Source organism: Acidovorax bellezanensis, assembly GCF_025421555.1.
Taxonomy (GTDB): Bacteria; Pseudomonadota; Gammaproteobacteria; order Burkholderiales; family Burkholderiaceae_C; genus Comamonas; species Comamonas bellezanensis.
Genome location: NZ_JAODYH010000003.1, coordinates 292639 through 313557 on the forward strand (window position 1 = coordinate 292639; position 20919 = coordinate 313557).

Consider the following 20919-nt stretch of genomic DNA (forward strand, 5'->3'; position numbering starts at 1 on the left):
GACTTTTAACAGTCTATTTTTCCGCGCAATCATGTTGTACTATTAAAAACAGAAGGCGTATTGAGCTTTTGTTTTCATCCATGAATTCGCCGGAAAAAGCCTGCCAGCAAGGCAGCTGCCCCACCCCTGTAGGAGATGACAATGATTGAGAGATCCGAGGCGCCGCTGGCGCACCCGACCCTGTACGGCGTTGCCCCGGGCGGCGCACCGCTGGTCTTCGCCGGACGCTGCAGCCAATGCAACCGGATCGGCTTTCCCCGGCAGACCTATGGCTGCGAAGCCTGCGGCGCGCATGGCGAAGCGCTGACCGATGTGGCGCTGCCGGCCACCGGCGAGCTGATTTCCTTCGCGGAAGTGCACCGCCACCACGGCACCGATATCGACACCCCCTTCGTCATGGCGGAAATCCGCCTGGACAGCGGACTGCTGCTGCGCGGCACGCTGGCACCGCAGCGCGCGGACGGACTCCAAATCGGCGCGCGCCTGTGCGGCACGCTGGTCGCCGGCAAGCCGCCAGGCGCTGCGCTCGAACTGCGCTTTGCGCCGGAAGGGGTCTGATATGCGCAATGCACTCTCCGCCCTTCGGCCGGTCTATGTGATCGGCGTCGGCAACCACCGCTACCAGCGTCGCTCGCAAACCTCTTATGTGGAGCTGGGCCTCACCGCCGTGCGCGCCGCGCTGGCCGATGCCGGCATCGCCTGGCCCGCCGTGGAATCCGCCTACTTCGCCAGCACGCAGCTCGACATGTCGCCGGCCCGCCCCATGCTGCGCCACCTCGGCTGCACGGGCATTCCCATGCAGCAGGTCGAAAATGCCTCGGCTTCAGGCTCCACCGCTTTTCGCAATGCCGTGATGGATGTCGCTGCGGGAATGAGCGAGATTTCCCTGGCCGTGGGCGTGGACAAGCCCCGCTCCCTCACCCTCGGGCAGATGCACAACGGACTGGATTCGCTGGAGCGCGACCGCGTGTCGCCCTTCACGCATTTCGCGCTGCTGGCCGAAAAATACGCGGCCGAGTCCGGCGCCACGGCCGCCGATTTCGCCCGGGTGGCGGTGAAGAACCTGAGCAATGGCGCGCGCAACCCCTGGGCGCACCGCCAGCAGGCCTACAGCCTGGAAGAGATCATGGGTGGCGATCCGGTGGCAGGCTTTTTGACCCCGTTGCAATGCTGCCCCGTGGGCGAAGGCGCGGCGGCCGTGCTGGTGGCCTCGGAGCAGGCCTTGCGCCGCTACGGCATTGAACCGCCCCGGGCACCGCGCGTACTCAATTCCACGGCGCGCAGCGAGCGCCTGTACCCCGATGAAACCGGCTGGGACGCCGCGCTGACCAAGGAAACCGTGCTGCAGGCCTACGCCGAAGCCGACGTCACGCCGGACCAGCTCGACATCGTCGAAATGCACGATGCCTTCACGGTCGAAGAGCTGCTGTACGTCGAGCAGATGGGACTGTGCGCACCGGGCACGGCCGCGGCCGAGCTGCGCGCCGGCGCCTTCGACATCGGCGGGCGGGTTGCTGTGAGCCCCTCGGGCGGACTGCTGGCCATGGGCCACCCTCTGGGCCCGACCGGCCTCGGACAGATCTGCGAAATCACCCGCCAGTTGCGTGGCGAAGCCGAAGGCCGCCAGCACCCGGGCGCGCGCACCGCCATGGCCCAGATGCTCGGGGCCGGCGCCGTCTGTGTGGTACATATTCTTCGCAACGAAACCTAGAGGCGAGGAGAGCACCTTGGAGAATCATCGGCCCGACGGCCTGGACTTTGACATCATCCGGCAGCTGCGCGAGGACGGCCGGCGTCCCGCGAAAACGATTGCCCTGGCGCTGGGCATCACCGAAGCGACGGTGACTGCGCGCATCAACGCGCTGAGCGAGGCCAGCGTCATGCGGGTCATGGCCCAGCGCAACGTTGCGCACCTCCGCACGCGGCTGTTCTGCTTCATCCGGGTCTGGATTCGCGACCGTGCGGCGCAGGCCGTGGCCAACGACATCGCGGCCTTTGCGGGCGCGGGCTCGGTGATGCTGATGATGGGCAGCCCCGAGATCCACGTCACGGCGCTGGTCGAGGACAACGACGGCCTGCTGGCCCTGCTGCAAGACCATATAGCGCAGGTGAAGGGCGTCGCACGCCTGGATGCCAGCGTGACGCTCAAGGCCTACAAGTACCGCTACGACGTGGTGAGCCTGAGCCCGGCCCTGTCGCTGGGCGAGCCGCAGGGCGATCCACTGGACGATGCCATCATCCATCAGCTGCAGCTCGACGGCCGCATCAGCAACCGGGAGATCGGGCGGGTGCTGGACGTGTCGGCCAGCACCATTCGCGAGCGCGTCAACCGCATGCTCGCAAGCAAGCAGATCCATATCGGCGCGGTGTGCGACTACCGCAGGATAGGCTTCGAAGTGGCCGCCGTGGCCTACCTCCAGGTGGACCCTCGCCTGATCAAGCAGGCGCTTGTGCATCTGATGGCCCACAAGGAGATAGGCCAGGTCAGCGCCATCAGCGGCGCGGCCAACCTCTACGTGATCTTCGCCGCACGCAGCCTTGAGCACTTGTTCGACATCGTGCGCCTCAAGCTCGAGACCGTCCCCGGCGTGATCGAGACCTCGGTGAGCCTGGTCACCCAGACCGTCAAGCACCGCGCCGACCTGATCAGCCTGGTCGAGACCCCGGGCTGATCGCACAACCGGCATTTATTCCTACAACAACGGAGACATAAGAATGGCAATCATCGACTTCTTCGATCGCGGCTGGCAACTCAACCCCAACGGCGTGGCCTACGCCATGGATGAGCGCAAATTCACTTTTCAGCAGACCGGCACCCTGTCCTGCCAGATTGCGAATGCCCTGCTGGCCCAAGGCCTGGCGCGCGAAACCAAGACTGCCGTCTGGTCGCTGAACGATCCCGTGGCCTGGACCTGCGTGCTTGGAGCCTGGCGCGCAGGCCTGGCCTGGGTGCCGATCAACCCGCGCAGTTCGCTGCCCGACAATGCGCAGCTGCTCGATGCCTTCGACTGCGAAGTGCTGTTCTTCCAGCAGGCGTTCTGGCCGGCGATTGAATCCATTCTTCCCCGCCTGCCCCAGCTGAAGCTGCTGGTGTGCATCGACGGCGAGGCCGGGTCGGCGATCCACCTGGAAACCTGGATTGCGGGCCAGTCCAAAACCCCGCCAGCCATCGATTACGCCATGGACGATGTGGTCGCCGTACAGCCCACGGGCGGCACGACCGGCGCGCCCAAGGGCGTGATGAACACGCACCGCAGCATGCAGACCCTGGTGGCCCACACCATGCTGGCCTGCCACTACGGGGCTGGTGACAGGCCCGTGTTCCTCGCGGCCGCGCCCATGACGCATTCGGCCGGACTGGCTTCACTGCCCTGCACCGCGCGCGGCGGCACCACGGTGATCCTCCAGCAGATAGACCCCGCAGGCCTGTGCGACGCCATCGCCCGCCACCGCGTGACCGAAATCTTCCTGCCGCCCACGGTAATCTACGCCCTGCTGAGCCTGCCCGATATCCGCACGCGCGACTTCTCCTCGCTGCGCTACTTCCTCTACGGCGCCTCACCCATGTCGGTCGAGAAATTGCGCGAAGCGATTTCCGTCTTCGGCCCGGTGATGACCGAGTTCTACGGCCAGACGGAATGCCTGGGCACGATTTCCATCATGCGGCCCGAAGAGCATTTCGTGAACGGCCAGGTGGCCGACGACCTGCGCCTGTCGTCCTGCGGGCGGGTTTCGCCGCTGGTGCGCCTGGCCATCCTGGATGACAACCGAAAGCCCTGCGCGACCGGCGTGTCTGGCGAGATCTGCGTCACGGGCGACCTGCTAATGAAGGGCTACTACAAAGCGCCCGAGAAGACGGCCGAGACCATCATCGACGGCTGGCTGCACACGGGCGACATCGGCCACCTCGACACCGATGGCTTCCTGCACATCACCGACCGCAAGAAGGACATGATCATCACCGGCGGCTTCAACGTCTATCCCAGCGAAGTCGAGCAGGTGCTCTGGGCCCACCCCGCCGTACAGGACTGCGCCGTGATCGGCGTGCCCGACGCGAAATGGGGCGAAGCGGTGAAAGCTGTGGTCGAGCTCAAGCCCGGCCATACCGTCGAGGCCGACGAACTGATCGCCCAGTGCAAGAGCCGCCTGGGCAGCGTGCAGGCGCCCAAGAGCATAGACTTCGTCGCGCGCCTGCCGCGCAGCCCCAACGGCAAGGTGCTGAAGAAAGACATTCGCGCGCCCTACTGGGCTGGCGCGGAACGGGTGATTTAAACCCGCTGGATGAAGCCGTCGAGCAGCGCGGCAAAGCGCTCGGGCTGCTCCACGCAGCTGATGTGCGCGGCGTCTATGGTGGCCAGCTCGGCACCGGCAATGCCGTCGGCGATTTCCTGCGACATCGCCAGCGGCGTGGCCGCGTCCAGCGTGCCGGCAATCACCAGGGCCGGGCAGCGGATGGCGGCGTTCGTCTCGTGCAGCGCAATCCCGGCCACCGCCTGGCAGGCCTGGGCGTAAGGCTGGGGGTCTATGGCCACCAGGCTGTCCCGCATGCGGGCCACGCGTGCGGCATGGCTCGCCACAAATTCCGGCGACAGCCAGCGCTGCAAGGCACCATCGGCAATCGAGGCCACGCCCTGCGCCCGCACGGTGTCAATGCGCGCCTGCCAGCCTTGCTGGGCGGCGTCGTCGTAGCGCGCCGCCGAGTTGGCGATGGTGATGCTGCGCACCATGTCCGGATGCAGCGCGGCCAGGGCCTGGGCCGTCATGCCGCCCATGGAAACGCCGGCGAAATGCACGGCTCCACGCCCCAGGCCGGCGATCAGCTCGGCGGCGTCCTGGGCCAGGTCGTGCATGTTGAAGTCGGTGGCGCTGGCCGGCGAGCGGCCATGGCCGCGCTGGTCGTAGCGCACGATGGTGTAGCGGTCCTGCAGCAAGGCCGTGACTTCGTCCCACATGTGCAGGTCGCAGCCCAGCGCGTGGCTCAGAACGATGACGGGGCCTTGGCCCTGGACGATGGAATGCAATGCGGGCATGGGCAGCAGAGTAAGAAGTGGGTTGCCAGATAAGAAAAGGCCTGCAAGCAGGCCCGGTAAGGATAAGGTCAATCCACCTTGATGTTCGACTCTTTGATCAGCTTGGTCCAGCGATCGGTTTCGGTCTTCAGATGGGTTCCGAGGGCCTGCGGCGTGCTGCCGATGGGCTCGGCGCCGATGGCGCTCAGGCGCTTCTTGACTTCGGGGTCGTTCATGGCTTCGTTGAGCGTCTGGCCCAGCTTGGCAACGATGGGTGCGGGCGTGCCCGCGGGCATGAAGGTCGCGAACCAAGGCGAGACTTCGTAGCCGGGCACGCCGGCTTCGGCCACCGTGGGCACATCGGGCATGGACGGCGAACGCGTCTTGGTGGTGATCGCGATGGCGCGCAGCTTGCCGGCCTGGATGTGCGGGCGTGCGGAAGTGATGCTGTCGAACATGAAGTCCACCTGTCCGCCCAGCAGATCGGTCACGGCCGGGCCGCTGCCGCGGTAAGGCACGTGCAGCATCTTCACGCCGGTGAGGGCTGTGAAGCTGGCGCCGGCCAGGTGAATCGACGTGCCATTGCCCGCCGACGCATAGGTCAGCACGTCGGGGTGCTGCTTGGCCTTGGCGATCAAGTCCTTGACGGTCTTCACATCGGCCTGCTTGGGGCCGGCGACCAGGATGTTGGGCACCACGGCCAGCAGGCTCACGGGCGCGAAGTCCTTGATCGGGTCATAGCTGAGCTTGTTGTACAGCGCGCCATTGGTGGCCATGCCGATGGACGTGATCATCAGCGTATAGCCGTCGGCCGGCTGCTTGGCCACATAGTCCGAGCCAATGTTGCCGCCGGCACCGGGCTTGTTCTCGATGACGAAAGGCTGGCCCAGCTTGCGCCCGGCCACTTCACCCAGCGTGCGGGCGATGGCATCCATGGCGCCGCCCGGTGGGAAGGGCACGATCCATTTGACGGGCTTGTCGGGCCAGTTGCCGACAGCACCTTGGGCAAAGCTGGGGACGGCGCAGGCGGCCAGTGCGACGCCGGCCAGGGCTTGCAGCAGGAATGTACGTTTCATTTTTTTGTCTCCTTGGGAGTATTTTGTTTATGGGGTGGACGCTGTGCCGCTCAGGCAATAGCCGAAGGGTGGCGGGCCAGCGGAGTCACCTGGATGTCCATGTAGGGGAACAGGGGCAGGCCTTGCAGCAGGTCGTGCAGTTCGTCGTTCGACGCCACATCGAAGACGCTGTAGTTGGCGTACTCGCCCACCACGCGCCAGATCGATTGCCAGCGGCCGTCGCGCTGCAGTTCCTGCGAGTAGGCTTTTTCGCGGACTTTGATGTCGTTGACCTGCTCGGCGGGCAGATCATGGGGGATGCGCACATCCATACGGACAAGAAATAGCATGAAGATCTCCAGAGAGTGGTGATGGCGCACGCCTTGGGCGTGCGGCCAGAAAATGTCAGGCCTTGCCCAGGTCCACGTGCAGCGGCTGCCGGCCGGCCAGGGCGCGGTCGAAGCGGTCGAGCTGACTGAGCGAAACCGTGAGGCCGTAGCCCGGGCCGTCGGGCAGTTGCAGCGCGAAATCGCGGATGGGCATTTGCTGCTCGACGATGTCGTCCACCAGCAGTTGCGGACCGAACAGCTCGCAGCCATGGTGGGCGCCGGGCAGGGTCGAGAAGACATGGGCCGAAGCCGCGCTGCCGATGGAAGTCTCCAGCATGGTGCCGCCGTACCAGCCGATATCGGCCGCTTCGGCCACGGCCGCCACCTTGCGCGTGCGCAGCAGGCCGCCGTGCTTGGCCACCTTGAGCGAGAACACATGCGAGGCCTGCTCGCGCGCCAGCATCATCGCGTCCTGCGGCGTGCACACGGTCTCATCGGCCATGATCAGCGCGCCCTTGAGCTCCTGCGTCAGCTGGCGCAGCGCGGGCACGTTCCACTTGGCCACGGGTTGCTCGATCAGCGTGACGCCGGCTTCGATCAGCTGGGGCAGGTAGCGCCGGGCCGTATTGCCGTCCCAAGCCTGGTTCACGTCCACCGTCAGCGTGGCGGTATCGGGCAGGCCGCGCGCGATGCGGCTCACATGGGCCACGTCATCCTGCGGCGCGCGCGCACCGATCTTCATCTTGAAGATGCGGTGGCGGCCCTGCTCCAGGCGCAGCTGGGCTTCCTGCAGATCGCGCTCCACATCGCCGCTGGCCAGCGTCCATGCCAGGGGCAGGCTTTCGTGCAGCTTGCCGCCCAGCAGTTGCCAGGCGGGAATGTTCAGGGTGCGGGCCAGGGCGTCGATCAGCGCCATTTCCAAGGCCGACTTGGCAAAGGCATTGCCCTTGCAAGCCATGTCCATGCGCGCCAGCAAGTGCTCTATGCCGCTGGCTTTCTGCTCCAGCACGGCGGGTGCCAGATAGTGTTCAATCGCATGGGCGATGCTCTCGGGCGACTCTTCGTTCCACGAAGGGCCGCCGATGGTCGCCGCTTCGCCAAAGCCGCAGGCGCCGTTGCGCAGCCACAGCTGCACAATGACCGGGCTCTGGCGCTGGATGGAGCCAAACGACAGCTTGTGCGGGCGAATGGTGGGAATGTCCAGAATGCGCACCTGGATGCGCTCGATGGTGAATTCGTTGCTCATGCTGTCTCTTTGCTGCGGCAGGTAGGAAGGATGAGCCGCTTGGATACAGCTTAATATCGGTTATTCAAGCAATCCAATGATTTATTTCATTAAATACGTTCGATAATTTCGAACGTTCAACCCACAGCCTGCCCCATGGAAATTCGCCAGCTGCGCTACTTTCTGGACATCGCCCGGACCGAGCACCTCACCACCTCGGCCAAGCAGCTGTTCGTCACCCAGTCCACGCTCTCGCACGGCCTGCGCCAGATCGAAGAGGAGCTGGGCGTGCAGCTTTTCGAGCGCGTGGGCCGGGGCCTGAAGCTGTCGCAGGCGGGGCTGGTGTTCAAGGACTATGCGGCGCGCGCGCTGCAGGAGCTCGAAGCCGGGCGCATGGCCCTGGCCGACCTGGCCAGCCTGCAGGCCGGGCGCCTCACAGTCGGCGTCATCCCGACGTTCCTGCACACCATGGTGCCCGCGGCCGTGGCGGCCTTCAATGCGCGCTACCCCAAGATCCACGTCGTGCTGCGCGAGCTGCTGGCGCCGGAAATCGAAACCCTGCTGCTGGGCGGCGACCTGGACCTGGGCCTGGCCTTCCATCCCGCGGGCGTCGACGGCGTGGACTCCGAGCCCGTATTTGAAGAGCACATGCAGTTCGTCGCCCATGCCTCGCACCCGCTGGCAGGACAGGCGCAGCTGCAGTTGTCCCAGCTCCAGGACGTGCCGCTGGTGCTGCTGTCACGGCGTTTCGCGACGCGCCGTCTGCTCGAGGAGCATTTGCGCGCCGCCGGCGTGCAGCCGCTGGTGCGCGTGGAAATGGAATCGGTGCACGCGCTGATCGAAGCCTGCCGCTGGGGGCCGCAACTGGCCTGCATTGTTCCCGAGCGTGCCGCCGCCCTGCACGGCAGCGGCATGTGCGCCATAGGGCTGCAGCCGCCGCTGGTGCGCACCGCCAGCCTGCTGTGGAACGCCCGCACGTCGCGCAGCGCGGCAGCCCAGGCCTTTGCCAGCCTGCTGATCGACAGCGTGAAAGAGACCGGGACGCCACCGCCGCCCCGCTGAGGGGCGCTCCGCACGGCGGCCTCAGGGATTGCCGGCCAGGGCCACCACGGGATCGAGCCGCGCGGCCGACCGCGCGGGCATGTAGCCGAACACCAGTCCCGTCGCGACCGCGCAGGCGAATGCGCCGGCCATCGCGCTCACCGAGAACACCACCGGCACGCCCGCGGCGATCAGCGCCGCCCCGACCAGCAGGCCCGCGAGCACGCCCACAGCGCCGCCCACCCAGGTCACGAGCACGGCTTCGGTCATGAACTGGCGCAGGATGTCGCGCTGGCGCGCACCCGTGGCCACGCGGATGCCGATTTCGCGCGTGCGCTCCTTGACCGTCATGAGCATCACATTCATCACACCGATGCCGCCCACCAGCAGCGACACGGCGGCGATCAGGCCCAGCATCACCGTCATGCTGCGCCGGGTCGCGGCTTCGGCCTGGATGCGCGCGGCGGCATTGCCGATGCCGAAATCCTCGCGCCCATGCCGGGCCAGCAGCAGGCGCTGCATGGCTTGCTCGGCCGCGTGTACCTGTTGCGAAGACCGGGCCTGCACCACCACATAGTCAGGCTGCGTCTGGGCCTGGTAGACCCGGGCGCGCGCCGACTGGTAAGGGATGAAGACCATGTCGTCATAGTCCTGGGCGCCCGAGTCCGCGCCGCGCTCGGCCATCACGCCGATGACTTCGAACGGCGAGTTGCCGATCAGCAGCTGCCGCCCCAGGGGCCTGGCCACATCGGGAAAGAAATGCTGCCAGGCCTTGTGGCCCAGCACCACCAGGGGGGCCAGATCCCGGTCCTCGGCAGCGCTGTAGTAACGCCCCTGCGCCAGAGGCCAATGGTGGACGGCCGGCATTTCCTCGCTGGCCGCGAACACATAGAGCTGCTTGTCGGCGCGGCCATGGCGCACGGTGACCGGGTCGCCGATCACCGGCAGAACGCGGTGGATCTCGGGCAGTTCGCGCAGCGCCTGCAGGTCGTCCTCGGTCAGCTGGCCCGTGGGACCGCCCGCGGCCGGAGGCTTGCTGCCGAGGTAGAGAATGGCCGTGCCCATGGTGCCCATGCGTTCCATCACCTGGCGGCGCGCGCCTTCGCCTATGGCCAGCATCACGATCACCGACGCCACGCCGATGACGATGCCCAGCAACGTGAGCGCCGTGCGCGCGCGGTTCAGCCGCATGCCGCGCCAGGCGGTGCGCGCGGCTTCGCGCAAGTCGTTCCAGAACAGGGCGCCGGCTGCGCCCTGGCCCAGCCTCGCGCCCGGCGCAGGCCTGGAAGCGGGCGATGCCTGCGTGCCGCTGTCGGCGACGATGCACCCGTCGCGGATCTCGATCACGCGGCGCGCCTGGGCGGCCACCTCGCGATCGTGCGTGATCAGGATGATAGTGTGGCCGGCGTCGGCCAGCTCATGCAACAGGGCCATGACTTCGGCACCACTGCGGCTGTCCAGCGCTCCCGTGGGCTCGTCCGCGAGAATGATCTGCCCGCCGTTCATCAAGGCCCGCGCAATCGATACGCGCTGCTGCTGGCCGCCCGACAGCTGATTCGGACGCAGGTGCAGCTTGTCGGCCAGGCCCAGCCGGCCCAGCAGGGCCGCGGCCCGCTGCGCGCGCTCGGGCGCTCGCAGGCCGGCGTACAAGGCCGGCACTTCGACGTTCTCACCGGCCGACTCGGTCGCAATCAGGTGGTAGCCCTGGAACACGAAGCCAAAGGCTTCGCGGCGCAAGGCCGCCAGTTCGTCGGCCGCCAGATGGGCCACATCCCGGCCGTTGAAACGGTAGCTGCCGCTGCTGGGCCGGTCCAGGCAACCCAGAAGATGCATCAACGTGGATTTGCCCGATCCCGACTGGCCGACGATGGCGACGAACTCGCCCGCGTGAATGTTCAGGTCGATGCCGCGCAGCACTTCGACCGCGGGCTGGCCGCCCTGCCCGCCGTACTGGCGGCGTATGCCGCGCAGTTCGATCATCGGGGCCATCACCATTGCAACCATGCGGGGCCGCCGCCGACCTGCTGCTCGCCCGTGATCAGCCGCTCGCCCGCCTGCAGGCCTTCAAGCACTTCCACCTGGTGGCGGCTGCGCGCACCCAGACGCAGGCTGCGCACTTCGGGCCGGCCGTCCGGGGCCAACACGCGTGCCGTATTGCCCGCCGACAGCGCCGACAGCGGCACAGCCACGGCACCTTCAGCTCTGGCCGTGACAAAGACCACCTGGGCCGTCATCTGCGGCATCAGCTCGCCGTCGGCGTTGTCCACATCGAACAGCGCCGTATAGGTCACGGCCTTGACGACCGGCACGGGCGCTGCACCGGCGTTCCTGGCCGACTGCGCGGGCGCGGGCAGAACCTGGCGCACACGGCCCTGCCAGCGCCGGGGACCGGCCGGCGCGGCCGCCGCATCGTTGCCGCCCAGCGTGGTGAAGTACACCGGCATGCCGGGCTTGACGCGGCGCACGTCGGCTTCGGAGACTTCGGTCCACACCGTCATGCCCGACAGGTCGGCGATGCGCAGAATGTCGGGCGTCTGGTAAGCAGCGTTCAGCGTCTGGCCTTCGCGCGCCTCGACCGCCACCACGGTGCCCGCCATCGGTGCATAGATGCGGGTGTAGCCCAGCCGTGCCACGTCCGCTTGCAGCGTCGCCTGGGTCTGGTCGCTCTGCGCCTTGAGGTGGGCGATGCGCGCCGCCGTGGCGGCAAACTCGGCTTCGGCTTTTTCCAGATCTTCCTGGCGCGTCGCTCCGGCCGCGGCCAGCGGCTTGTGGCGCGCCAGCTGTTGTCCCGCGAGGCGGTGGTGGGCCTGCTGCTCGGCCATCTGGGCGCGCAGTCCCGCGAGCTGGGCATGGCCGGCATCCACCGTCGCGCGCTGCACGCTGGGGTCGATTTCCACCAGCAGATCGCCTTTTTCCACCGTATCGCCGGGCGCGACCTTGAGTCGCGTGATCTGGCCCGAGACCTGGGCGCCCACATCCACGTAACGCCGTGGCTGCAGAACACCGATGGCCGTGACCGCGGCCTCGACATCGGTGCGTTCGATCGGCTCGGTGGCGTAGACCATGCGCGGGCGCGTGATCCACCACAGCGCCGCCACCGCCGCGGCCAGCAAGACCAGCACCGCCAGGCCTTTCCAGCGTGCGGCGTTCATCGCCAACTCCCGACAGTCCACGCCAGCGCGAGCACGGCGACGGGTCCGGCGACCGACGCGGTACGCGCCGCCCAGCGGGGCGTGGCGCTGATCATGGCCGCGCAGCCCAGGGCGCCGGCCGACAGAAACCCCAGCCAGGCCACGCTGCCCACCGTCGCGCCCCAGGCCCAGACGCAGGGGAAGAGCGCGGCCATCAGCAAGGGCAGGGCCAGGCAGCGCAACTGCCGGGCACGCGCTGACGGCAATTCATGCGCGCCCGTGAGCTGCGCGTAGTGGCGCTCCATCGCGAAGGCCAGCGCGGCCATGCCGGCGAAAGCCAGCGCCAGCGACAACAGGGATGCATGCCAGGCACTCATGGTTGCACCTGTGTTGTCGGGGCCGGCGCCAGGTGGCGTCTGGCCGGCTTGCGCCGGGACATCCAGCGCAGACCCCAGGCCGCGGCGCAGCCGGTCGCCACGACGAACAGTTCCACGCCCAGACTTTCCCAGTCGCCGCGCAGCAGTTGCGCGAGCCAATGGTCGCCCGTGGTCAGTCCGTTGAGCAACGGCAGCAGCAGGCACAACGCCGCGAGCAGCGCCAGTTGCTCCTTCCACGCGCAGGCCGGTGGGCGCGCGAGCGCGTGCACCAGGGCCAGTCCCCAGACGCCGAAAAACACCGCCAGCTCCCAGTCGTCACGGTGTGCAATTCCCAAGGGCACCAGGCGATTGCCCCAGAGGTAACCGATGCAGGCCAGGCCCAGGCCGGCGATGGCTGCTACGTTCGCCGCCTCGATCAGCCCGTAGACCCGCGCCGTGGCGGCGCCGAACTCGCCCAGGTGCCTGGGCCGGCGCTTGACGATGAACAGCATGGCGCCCGTGGCCATCATGGCGCTGCCCGCGAGGCCGCACAGAAAGTACAACCACTTCATCGCCAGCCCACCAAACTTCGCCATGTGCAATCCGCCCATGACCGATTGCGCCAGCGACGCCTTGCCGCCATCCACGCCGCCCGGCATGCGCACCTGCAGCACTTCGCCCGTGGCCGCGGAGAACATGGCCATGCCGCTGGTCGGGCTCAGGCGCTGCTGGGCGCTGGCGTCGTCGTTCCAGCCATAGACGCCGATGCGCGCCGCGGCATCGCCCGGGTGATCGACCACCACGGCGCGCACCGGCTGCCCCATCAACTGCTGGCCGCGCAAGGCGAACGGCGCCAGATCGGGAACGGCCATGCTGCGCCCGCTGGGCTGGGGCTTGCCGGGCTCGTTAAGCGCAGCCTGGAAAGCCGCCGCGCCTGCGCTGCCTGCGCCGAACTGCGCGACCACGCCCGCGGGCATGAAGGTCAGGCCCGAAATCACGATGCCGGTGTAGGCGATCATGAACTGGAACGGCAGGGTCAGCACCGCCACCGCGTTGTGCGCATCCAGCCAGCTGCGCTGGCCCTTGCGGGGGCGGAAAGTGAAGAAATCCTTGAAGATGCGCCGGTGCGTGATCACGCCGCTGACCAGCGCCACCAGCATGGCCAGGGCGGCGATGCCGACAATCCACAGCCCCACCTGGCCGGCATGCAGTTCGTAGTGGAAGTCGACGAAATGGTGGCCGCCTTCGGTCTGGCGCGCAGGCGTCTCGCGCCCCGCGGCCAGGGGCTCGCCCGTGGTCGTGTCGAGGTCGGCCGAAGCGTATTGCCGCTGGCTGTCGAACCAATAGGCGCGCAGAGTGCCCGCGCCCTGCGCATCCGCGGGCCACAGCTCCCACATGCCGGCATCGGGATGGTGCTTTGCCATGTAGGCCGCGCCCCAGGCCAGACGCTGCGCCAGCGGCGCCGAAGGCCCGGCCTGGGCCGCGGCTTCGGCCGCCTCCTCGGCATGGTGCTCGGGTGTCATCCAATGGGTGATGGGCTCCTCGAACACGGCCAGCGTGCCCGTGAGGAACACCGCGAACAACAGCCAGGAGAACCACAGTCCGCACCAGGTATGCAGCCAGGCCTGGGCTTGGCGAAAACCGCCCTGCCCTGCGCCGTAAGTGTTTTTTGCCTTGCCCATCTCAGCCTCCCCAGCGCGCCAGCGCGAGCAAGGCGACCGCCGGAACCAGCAGCCCGCGCCAGACCCGGCCCAGTGGCACGGGAGAAAAAGCCCAGACCACGGCCGCCACATACCAGGCGAAGGACAGCTGCACGCCGGCCAGCACCGCCTCGACGCCACCAGGAAAGACCAGGCCGCAGAAAACAGCCCAGGCGCTGGCCAGCAAGTAGCCGCCCAGCACGGCGGCAAGCACGCGGGACAGCAGCGCCAGGCCCGGGTGATGGGTGAAAAAAGGATTCATGCAAAGGCCACAGAAAAAGGAAAGCAGGCAGGGAATGGCATCCCCTGCCCTGTATGACAATCGAAAACGGAAAAAGGGCCAGGTGCTCAGAACCTCCCTTGGAGCGTCACCACCACCGCGCGCTTTTCCCCGTAGAAATTGCCGTAGCCCGCGTAGCCCACGGTGCTGTAGTAGGTCTTGTCGAACAGGTTGCTGACATTGACCGCCACCTTCCAGTCCTTGTCGATGGCATAGCCCAGGCGCGCCGACCAGACGGCGTGGCCCGGTGAAGTGAACTGGTAGGCCGTCCAGGCGCCGTCATAGCGGCCCGTCGCCGGGTTGTAGGCATTGACGCCCGAAGCGCGGAAGTGCGAAGCCTGCGCGACCACCCCAGCGCCCAGGCTCCAGCCGCGCAGATCGCCATCGAAGCGGTAGTCGCCCCAGGCCTTGAACAGATGGCGCGGGGTCACGCTGCTGAAGCGCGCGTCGTCCTGGCGCTTGTCCACGTTGTCATTGAAGGTGTAGCCCATGGCCACCTGCAGCTGGGGCGTCAGGCGCCCCGTCAGTTCCAGGTCCAGGCCCTGGCTGCGCTGGTAACCGTCACGGAAGTAGCAGCAGCCGCCGCGCCAGTCGGTCTGGGGATAGGCCGGATCGAAGGCCGCAGCCCCCTTCTTCTCGGTGCGGAACAGCGCCGCGCTGGCCAGCAGGTCGCGGCTCCATTCGCCCTTGATGCCCAGCTCGTAGGTGCGCCCGCGCACCGGGTCCAGCGGCGTGCCCGGCAGCGGCGCGGAGAACTTGCCGGCCTGCGACTGGTAGATCTCGGCCGTGCTGGCGTAGATGCTGGTACTGGGAGACAGATCGTGGACCAGGCCGATATAGGGCACGAAGACATGGCCTTCGCGACTTTTCGCCGTCAGGCTGCCGTCCATGTCGTTGGTGGTGCTGCGGTCCTGCAGCGTATAACGGCCGCCCAGGATCACCGCCCAGTCCTCGGCCGGACGCAGGCGCACCGAGCCGTAGAGGCCGGATTTCTGCGTGTTCGTCTGCGCACCGTCAGTCCAGTCGCCGAGCGGATAGCCGGGATCGGCCGGTGGCGTGCGATCGAACACGTTGGCGGGGCCGATGCGCGGCCAGAGGCTGCGACTGACATCGCGCGTGCGCTGCAGGTCGGCGCCAACGATCACATCGTGGCGCCGGCCGAATGCATCGAAGCCGCCCTGGGCGTTCAGGTCCAGGCTGGTTTCGCGCGCCTTGTTCTTGCGCTGGTTGATCCACCAGTCGGTGCCGACCAGGGTGCCGGGCGCGGGCGCGCCTTCGATTTCGGCGCCGTTGACGCCTTCATTGAACCGCGTCTGGCGCAACTGCGCCTTGAGCTGCCAGCCCGACGACAGCTGGTGTTCGAGCTTGGCGAACAGCGCCGTGTTCTCGCGCTCTATCCAGTTCCAGGGCGCGCCCATATTGGCGCTGCGCGGCAGGCCGATGTCGCTGCCATCGGCATAGCGCGGCAGGCTGGCGTTGAAGCCGGTGTTGCGATCGGTCTGGTAGCTCGAGCCCAGCGTCAGCAGCGTATCGGGACCGAGATCGAACTCCAGCGTGCCGTACAGCAGCTGGCGCTTGAGCCGGGAAGGCTCGGCCATTTCCTTGCGGTCGTGGGTCACGGCCACCAGCCGGCCGCGGATGCTGCCATCGGCGGTGAGCGCGCCCGTGGTGTCGAGCTCGGCGCGGTAGTTCGCCATACTGCCGCCCGACAGCAGCACCTGGGTCTGGCGCTTGGCCAGCGGGCGCTTGTAGGTGAAATTGATGACGCCGCCAGCCTCGCCCGCGCCGAACAGGCCGTCGGCGCCGCGCAGCAAGGCCACGCTGTCGAACTGGGCCATGTCCTGACTGCGGCTGCCCGAGCGCGTGGAACTGGCCGCGCCGCCGTCATAGCGGATGTTGGTGATGGCCAGACCACGCGACAGGTAGGTGGTGTCCAGCCAGCCCTCCTCGCGCGTCACGCCCGTGGTCTGGTTCATCACATCGTCGAGCGTACGCAGCGCCTGGTCGTCCATGCGCTGGCGCGTGATCACGGTGACCGACTGGGCAATTTCGCGCAGCGACTGCGCCGTCTTGCCCACTTCCACGCCCCGGGGAACGTAAGCGTCGCTGGCCTCGCTGTAGATGTTGGGCGCGGCCTTTTCGGTCACGCGCACTTCATCGAGCGTGGTGGAAGCGGGCGCGTCTTGCGCCCAGGTGATGCCGGGCAGTACGCATGCCAGGCAGGCAGCCGCGGCAGTGGCGCTGCCGGAGAAACGGGGACGGTGGTGCATAAAGCAATTCGGGAGCAGGGAGCATGAAAAGCGCCCGACCGAAGGCATGCGGGACCTGGGGTGCAGCGATGCGCCCTGCGAAGACGCACTGCCATCCACGGCATGCAGCCGCCAGGCCCGGCACACCCGACTGGGCGGCAAGGAATGCTGTGGCTGAACGGCGGTAACCGTATGTAGCTGGCAGACTACATGAGAATAGGAATTAATACTATTCTCATGTGAGAGGCAATTCTATAGGCACCACCGCGCTCTGTTCCAGCTGTAGCGGAAATGTCACATGGATGCGCAGCGCATCGGGGCTCCCAAACGGCCGGCACTGCGTCCGCTGGCGCGCGCAGCTACAGACAAAGTAGCAAAGCCAGGTCCATGGATTCTCCCGCGCGGAGGAAATATGTATTTATGTACAGTATCGCCATGTCCACACTGCTTGAGGCCCAAGGTTTTGCCATTGCCTGCGCGAGCGCAGCCGTGCCGCGCCCGGAGCAGGCCTTCGCATGGAATGTTTGAAGCATGGCAGCCATCCACCCCCTTTACTATCTGCACAACTTCGAGCGCGCGCTCGCCTGGATCGCGCAGCGCTACAGCGACCTGCTGGACAGCGAAGAGCAGCAATTTCTGGTGCAGTTCGCCGCCCTGCCCACGCCTTCCCGGGCGCTGCTGGTGCGCATGCTGATGCGCCGCGGCCCGTGGTTCCGGGCCTCGAAGCTGGTCTATGCGGAAATCCCCGACGTCGGCGCCGCCGCGCAAGCCCTGACGGCCTTGGGCTGGCTCAACACGCAGGCGAGCATGTCGCTGGCCGAGCTGTTCGACCTGCACACCAAGGCTGAGCTGGCCGCATTGTTTACGGGCCCGCTCGGCAGCCAAGGCGCGCGCAAATCGGACTGGCTGCAGACGCTGGGCAGCACGCATGCCCAGCCCCAGCCCCAGCCCTACGCCGCATGGAATCCGCAGGCATCCGAGCCCGTCTGGCGCGTGATGGCCGCCGAACGCATAGAGCGGCTGCGGCTGATGTTCTTCGGCAACCTCCACCAGGACTGGTCGGAATTCGTGCTCTCAGACCTCGGAGTGTTCAAGTACGAGCCGGTGGCGTTCGATGCGTCGTCGCGCGCATTCCAGGCGCGCGGCGACATCGCTGCCTACCTCGCGCAGCACGCCTGCCGCCAGGCGATGGACGAGGGCGCGGATGCGGCCGCCATGCTGGAGGCGATCGCGGGCTGCCAGAGCAGCAACGCCTGGCTCGAAAAACGCCGGGCCAAGCTGCTGCTGCGCCTGGGCAATGCCTGCGAGCGCCAGCAGCACTGGGCCGATGCGCTGCAGGCCTATGCGCTGTGCACTTACCCGGGCGCGCGCCACCGGCGGATCCGGGTGCTGGAACGCCTGGAGCGCCACCAGGAAGCGCTGGACCAGGCCTTGCTGGCGCGGCAGGCGCCCGAGAGCGATGAAGAAGCGCAAAAGCTGCAGCGCATGCTGCCGCGCCTGCTGCGCAATGCGGGGCAGACCAAGGCCGGCAAGCGTTCGCCCCCAGGCCAGGCGCTGCTGCAGATGCGCTCGGATATCGCGCTGGAAGGCCCGGTGGCGGCCATGAGCGTGGAGTTTGCGCTGCGCCAGCATTGGCACAGCGACGCCAGCCCCGTGTTCTACGTCGAGAACGCGTTGGTCAATTCGCTGTTCGGCCTGCTGTGCTGGCCCGCGGTCTTCGCGCCGCTGCAAGGCGCGTTCTTCCACCCGTTCCAGAGCGGGCCCGCCGACCTGAGCGCGCCCGATTTCGCAGACCGCAGGCAAGCGCAGTTCGCCACCTGCCTGGCCGAGCTCGATACAGACAGCTACCGCCACACCATCCTGCAGCGCTATGCCGACAAGCAGGGAGTGCAGTCGCCGTTCGTGTTCTGGCAGATGCTGTCCGCGGAACTGCTCACGCTGGCGCTGGAGTGCATTCCGGCCGAGCATCTGAAACGGCTGTTCCAGCGCCTGCTCGCCGATGTCAAGACCAACCGCAGCGGCCTTCCCGACCTGGTGCGGTTCTGGCCCGCGGAAAAGCGCTACGCCTTCGTCGAAGTCAAGGGGCCGGGCGACAAGCTGCAGGACAACCAGATCCGCTGGCTGCAATACTGCAGCGACCACGGCATTCCCGTCAGCGTATGCCATGTGCAATGGCGCGAGAGCGCGGAGCCAGGCTAGCCATGGACTGCACCGTCTCCGTGCGCACCCTGTGCGAGTTCACCGCCAGGCAGGGCGATCTGGACCTGCGTTTCACGCCCGCGCCCACGGCCTTGCAAGGCATGGAAGGCCATGGGCTGGTGCGCTCGCGCCGCGGCCCCGAGTACGAAGCGGAAATCAGCCTGCAAGGCGTCTACCAGACGCTGCAGGTGCGCGGACGCGCGGACGGCTACGACCCCGTGGCCCAGCAGCTCGAAGAGATCAAGACCTACCGCGGCGAGCTGGGCGCGATCCGCGCCAACCACCGGGCCCTGCACTGGGCCCAGGCCAAGATCTATGGGCATCTTCTGTGCGCGCAACGCGCGCTGCCGCGCCTGAAAATTGCGCTGGTCTACTTTCACATCGGCACCCACAAGGAAGACGTTCTGGTCGAGACCCTCGACGCCGCGGACCTCCAGGGCTTCTTCGACACGCAATGCGCCCGCTTTCTCGACTGGGCGCGCAGCGAGGATGCGCACCGCCGCGCGCGCGACCAGGCGCTGGCCGCGCTGGCCTTTCCGCTGGGGACCTTCCGTGCGGGCCAGCGCGAGCTGTCCGTCGCGGTCTACCGCACGGCGCGCGCGCCTGCCGGCGGCAGCTGTCTGCTGGCCCAGGCGCCGACGGGCATAGGCAAGACCATGGGCACGCTGTTCCCCATGCTCAAGGCCTGCCCCGACCAAGGACTGGACAAGATTTTCTTTCTCACGGCCAAGGGCACAGGCCATGGCCTCGCGACACAGGCCCTGGGCCAGATCAACCAGCAACTGCAGGCCACGGACGCCGCACCGCTGCGCGCGCTCACGCTGCAGGCGCGCGACAAAAGCTGCGAACACCGCGACAAGGCCTGCCATGGCGATTCCTGCCCGCTGGCCCGGGGCTTTTACGACCGCCTGCCCCAGGCGCGCGCCGCGATGCTCAACGTGAAAACCGTCTGGGACAGTGCGCGCCTGCGCGAAATCGCGCTCGCGCATGCGGTCTGTCCCTACTACCTGACGCAGGAGATGGCGCGCTGGAGCGATGTCGTCATTGGCGACTACAACTACTTCTACGACGGCGCGGCCATGCTGCATGCATTGACCCAGGCCCACCAGTGGAAGGTCGGCATTCTGGTCGACGAGGCGCACAACCTGGTCGACCGCGCGCGCAGCATGTACACCGCCGAGCTGACCCAGCCTGCGCTGGCGGCCGCGCGCAAGCACGCCAAGACCAGGATCCGCAAATCGCTGGACAACCTGAACCGCGCCTGGAATGCCTTGCATGAGGGCCAGGAGGCGCCCTACCAATGCCATGCCCAGGTGCCGCTGGACTTCATGGCCGCGCTGCAAAAAGCGCTGTCCCTGATCGCCGAGGCCAACGCCGACAACCCCATGCTGCCCGGTGACCCGGTGCTGGGCTTTTATCTCGCCGCCCTGCAGTTTTCCGTGCTCGAGGAAAAACTCGATGAACATGCCTTGTTCGACGTCACGCTCACCGCGCCGCAAGGCAGAAAGCGGCCCACGTCGACGCTGTGCATTCGCAATGTGATTCCCGCGCCGCACCTGCAAGCGCGCCATGCGGCGGCCCATGCGACGGTGCTGTTTTCCGGCACGCTGGGACCCGCGGCCTTCTACCGCGACACGCTGGGCCTGCCCGAGGACACGCCCTGGATCGACGTGCCGGCACCGTTCAAGGCCCAGCAGCTCGCGGTGCATATCGTGCGCGACGTTTCCACGCGCTACCACGACCGCGAAGCATCGGTGGCGCGCATCGTGCAGTTGGTCTCGGCGCAGTTCCGCCGGCGCCCCGGCAACTACCTGTGCTTCTTCAGCAGCTTCGACTACCTCGAACGTGTGGCCGATGCGCTGTGCGCGCAGGATGGCACGCTGCCGGTCTGGCGGCAGGTGCGAGCCATGGGAGATGACAGCCGCCAGGCGTACATCGAACGCTTTCGCGAAGGCGGCCAGGGCATTGGCTTTGCCGTGCTCGGCGGCGCCTTTGGCGAAGGCATAGACCTGCCCGGCGACCGTCTGATCGGGGCCTTCATCGCCACGCTGGGCCTGCCCCAGGTCAACCCCGTCAACGAAAGCATGAAACGCTGCATGCAGCAGCGCTTCGGCCACCGCAAGGGCTACGACTACACCTACCTTTTTCCAGGCCTGCGCAAGGTGGTGCAAGCCGCGGGCCGGGTCATCCGTTCGGAACAGGACACGGGCACCTTGTTCCTGATGGATGACCGCTTCGCACGCGAAGAAGTCGCCAGCCTGATGCCCGCCTGGTGGCGGTGAGGGGTTGTAAGGGCGCAGGCCACGACCACCGAATGCCGGCATCGGCAAAGAGCCCGCTTCCCC

General features: G+C 67.3%; 17 protein-coding genes. 7 read left to right on the forward strand and 10 right to left on the reverse strand.

The window, feature by feature from the left end:
- The first annotated feature begins 141 nt into the window (after nucleotides 1–141).
- Genes N0K08_RS04925 through N0K08_RS04940 form a run of 4 tightly spaced genes read left to right on the forward strand, consistent with a single transcriptional unit; the run spans nucleotide 142 to nucleotide 4272 of the window.
- Nucleotides 142–558 carry a Zn-ribbon domain-containing OB-fold protein gene (locus N0K08_RS04925; RefSeq protein WP_261498947.1) on the forward strand — a complete coding sequence of 139 codons (417 nt, stop codon included), beginning with the start codon at nucleotides 142–144 and terminating at the stop codon, nucleotides 556–558.
- Between the two features lies 1 nt (nucleotide 559).
- Nucleotides 560–1711 (forward strand): thiolase family protein, encoded by a 1152-nt coding sequence (locus N0K08_RS04930; RefSeq protein ID WP_261498949.1) that lies wholly within the window; start codon nucleotides 560–562, stop codon nucleotides 1709–1711.
- 16 nt (nucleotides 1712–1727) lie between these two features.
- Entirely contained in the window at nucleotides 1728–2672 is a 945-nt protein-coding gene (locus N0K08_RS04935; protein WP_261498950.1) for an Lrp/AsnC family transcriptional regulator, read from the forward strand.
- Nucleotides 2673–2715: 43 nt separating this feature from the next.
- On the forward strand, nucleotides 2716–4272 hold the full coding sequence (locus tag N0K08_RS04940) for an AMP-binding protein (protein WP_261498951.1): 1557 nt from the start codon (nucleotides 2716–2718) through the stop codon (nucleotides 4270–4272).
- Here the strand turns inward: N0K08_RS04940 and N0K08_RS04945 are convergent.
- From N0K08_RS04945 to N0K08_RS04960, 4 genes are all read right to left on the reverse strand, one after another.
- Complete coding sequence (locus tag N0K08_RS04945) at nucleotides 4269–5030, reverse strand: alpha/beta fold hydrolase (protein ID WP_261498952.1); 762 nt, start codon at nucleotides 5028–5030, stop codon at nucleotides 4269–4271. The genes N0K08_RS04940 and N0K08_RS04945 overlap by 4 nt on opposite strands.
- A 68-nt stretch (nucleotides 5031–5098) precedes the next feature.
- Entirely contained in the window at nucleotides 5099–6085 is a 987-nt protein-coding gene (locus N0K08_RS04950; protein ID WP_261498953.1) for a Bug family tripartite tricarboxylate transporter substrate binding protein, read from the reverse strand.
- A 50-nt stretch (nucleotides 6086–6135) separates the two neighbouring features.
- On the reverse strand, nucleotides 6136–6414 hold the full coding sequence (catC, locus tag N0K08_RS04955; RefSeq protein ID WP_261498954.1) for a muconolactone Delta-isomerase: 279 nt from the start codon (nucleotides 6412–6414) through the stop codon (nucleotides 6136–6138).
- A gap of 55 nt (nucleotides 6415–6469) precedes the next feature.
- Nucleotides 6470–7639 carry a muconate cycloisomerase family protein gene (locus tag N0K08_RS04960; protein ID WP_261498955.1) on the reverse strand — a complete coding sequence of 390 codons (1170 nt, stop codon included), beginning with the start codon at nucleotides 7637–7639 and terminating at the stop codon, nucleotides 6470–6472.
- A 135-nt stretch (nucleotides 7640–7774) separates the two neighbouring features.
- Here N0K08_RS04960 and N0K08_RS04965 point away from each other — a divergent pair, with 135 nt between their 5' ends.
- Nucleotides 7775–8680, forward strand: coding sequence for a LysR substrate-binding domain-containing protein (locus N0K08_RS04965; RefSeq protein WP_261498956.1), 906 nt, complete (start codon nucleotides 7775–7777; stop codon nucleotides 8678–8680).
- Between the two features lie 21 nt (nucleotides 8681–8701).
- On the opposite strand, the gene N0K08_RS04970 is transcribed toward N0K08_RS04965, so the two are convergent.
- The 6 genes from N0K08_RS04970 to N0K08_RS04995 all read right to left on the reverse strand — a co-directional run bounded on the left by N0K08_RS04970 (nucleotide 8702) and on the right by N0K08_RS04995 (nucleotide 16396).
- Nucleotides 8702–10654, reverse strand: a complete 1953-nt coding sequence (locus N0K08_RS04970; RefSeq protein WP_261498957.1) for a MacB family efflux pump subunit — start codon at nucleotides 10652–10654, stop codon at nucleotides 8702–8704.
- Nucleotides 10648–11811, reverse strand: a complete 1164-nt coding sequence (locus N0K08_RS04975; protein WP_261498958.1) for an efflux RND transporter periplasmic adaptor subunit — start codon at nucleotides 11809–11811, stop codon at nucleotides 10648–10650. The genes N0K08_RS04970 and N0K08_RS04975 overlap by 7 nt, the downstream gene beginning before the upstream one ends.
- A complete protein-coding gene (locus tag N0K08_RS04980) occupies nucleotides 11808–12167 on the reverse strand; it encodes a DUF3325 domain-containing protein (protein ID WP_261498959.1) in 360 nt (119 codons plus the stop codon). The genes N0K08_RS04975 and N0K08_RS04980 overlap by 4 nt, the downstream gene beginning before the upstream one ends.
- A complete protein-coding gene (locus N0K08_RS04985) occupies nucleotides 12164–13828 on the reverse strand; it encodes a PepSY-associated TM helix domain-containing protein (RefSeq protein WP_261498961.1) in 1665 nt (554 codons plus the stop codon). The genes N0K08_RS04980 and N0K08_RS04985 overlap by 4 nt, the downstream gene beginning before the upstream one ends.
- Before the next feature lies 1 nt (nucleotide 13829).
- Complete coding sequence (locus N0K08_RS04990; RefSeq protein WP_261498962.1) at nucleotides 13830–14108, reverse strand: hypothetical protein; 279 nt, start codon at nucleotides 14106–14108, stop codon at nucleotides 13830–13832.
- Between the two features lie 86 nt (nucleotides 14109–14194).
- Nucleotides 14195–16396, reverse strand: coding sequence for a TonB-dependent siderophore receptor (locus tag N0K08_RS04995; protein WP_261498963.1), 2202 nt, complete (start codon nucleotides 16394–16396; stop codon nucleotides 14195–14197).
- A 510-nt stretch (nucleotides 16397–16906) separates the two neighbouring features.
- On the opposite strand from N0K08_RS04995, the gene N0K08_RS05000 reads away from it, so the two are divergent.
- Entirely contained in the window at nucleotides 16907–18574 is a 1668-nt protein-coding gene (locus N0K08_RS05000) for a VRR-NUC domain-containing protein (protein WP_261498964.1), read from the forward strand.
- Nucleotides 18575–18576: 2 nt separating this feature from the next.
- Entirely contained in the window at nucleotides 18577–20856 is a 2280-nt protein-coding gene (locus tag N0K08_RS05005; RefSeq protein ID WP_261498965.1) for an ATP-dependent DNA helicase, read from the forward strand.
- Nucleotides 20857–20919 lie beyond the last annotated feature (63 nt).

What these genes read in the sequence shown, in the direction of transcription:
- N0K08_RS04925 (WP_261498947.1), top strand. Translation starts at nt 142, where the DNA reads ATGATTGAGAGATCCGAGGCGCCGCTGGCGCACCCGACCCTGTACGGC.
- N0K08_RS04930 (WP_261498949.1), top strand. Translation starts at nt 560, where the DNA reads ATGCGCAATGCACTCTCCGCCCTTCGGCCGGTCTATGTGATCGGCGTC.
- N0K08_RS04940 (WP_261498951.1), top strand. Translation starts at nt 2,716, where the DNA reads ATGGCAATCATCGACTTCTTCGATCGCGGCTGGCAACTCAACCCCAAC.
- N0K08_RS04945 (WP_261498952.1), bottom strand. Translation starts at nt 5,030, where the DNA reads ATGCCCGCATTGCATTCCATCGTCCAGGGCCAAGGCCCCGTCATCGTT.
- N0K08_RS04950 (WP_261498953.1), bottom strand. Translation starts at nt 6,085, where the DNA reads ATGAAACGTACATTCCTGCTGCAAGCCCTGGCCGGCGTCGCACTGGCC.
- catC (WP_261498954.1), bottom strand. Translation starts at nt 6,414, where the DNA reads ATGCTATTTCTTGTCCGTATGGATGTGCGCATCCCCCATGATCTGCCC.
- N0K08_RS04960 (WP_261498955.1), bottom strand. Translation starts at nt 7,639, where the DNA reads ATGAGCAACGAATTCACCATCGAGCGCATCCAGGTGCGCATTCTGGAC.
- N0K08_RS04965 (WP_261498956.1), top strand. Translation starts at nt 7,775, where the DNA reads ATGGAAATTCGCCAGCTGCGCTACTTTCTGGACATCGCCCGGACCGAG.
- N0K08_RS04970 (WP_261498957.1), bottom strand. Translation starts at nt 10,654, where the DNA reads ATGGTGATGGCCCCGATGATCGAACTGCGCGGCATACGCCGCCAGTAC.
- N0K08_RS04975 (WP_261498958.1), bottom strand. Translation starts at nt 11,811, where the DNA reads ATGAACGCCGCACGCTGGAAAGGCCTGGCGGTGCTGGTCTTGCTGGCC.
- N0K08_RS04980 (WP_261498959.1), bottom strand. Translation starts at nt 12,167, where the DNA reads ATGAGTGCCTGGCATGCATCCCTGTTGTCGCTGGCGCTGGCTTTCGCC.
- N0K08_RS04985 (WP_261498961.1), bottom strand. Translation starts at nt 13,828, where the DNA reads ATGGGCAAGGCAAAAAACACTTACGGCGCAGGGCAGGGCGGTTTTCGC.
- N0K08_RS04990 (WP_261498962.1), bottom strand. Translation starts at nt 14,108, where the DNA reads ATGAATCCTTTTTTCACCCATCACCCGGGCCTGGCGCTGCTGTCCCGC.
- N0K08_RS04995 (WP_261498963.1), bottom strand. Translation starts at nt 16,396, where the DNA reads ATGCACCACCGTCCCCGTTTCTCCGGCAGCGCCACTGCCGCGGCTGCC.
- N0K08_RS05000 (WP_261498964.1), top strand. Translation starts at nt 16,907, where the DNA reads ATGGCAGCCATCCACCCCCTTTACTATCTGCACAACTTCGAGCGCGCG.
- N0K08_RS05005 (WP_261498965.1), top strand. Translation starts at nt 18,577, where the DNA reads ATGGACTGCACCGTCTCCGTGCGCACCCTGTGCGAGTTCACCGCCAGG.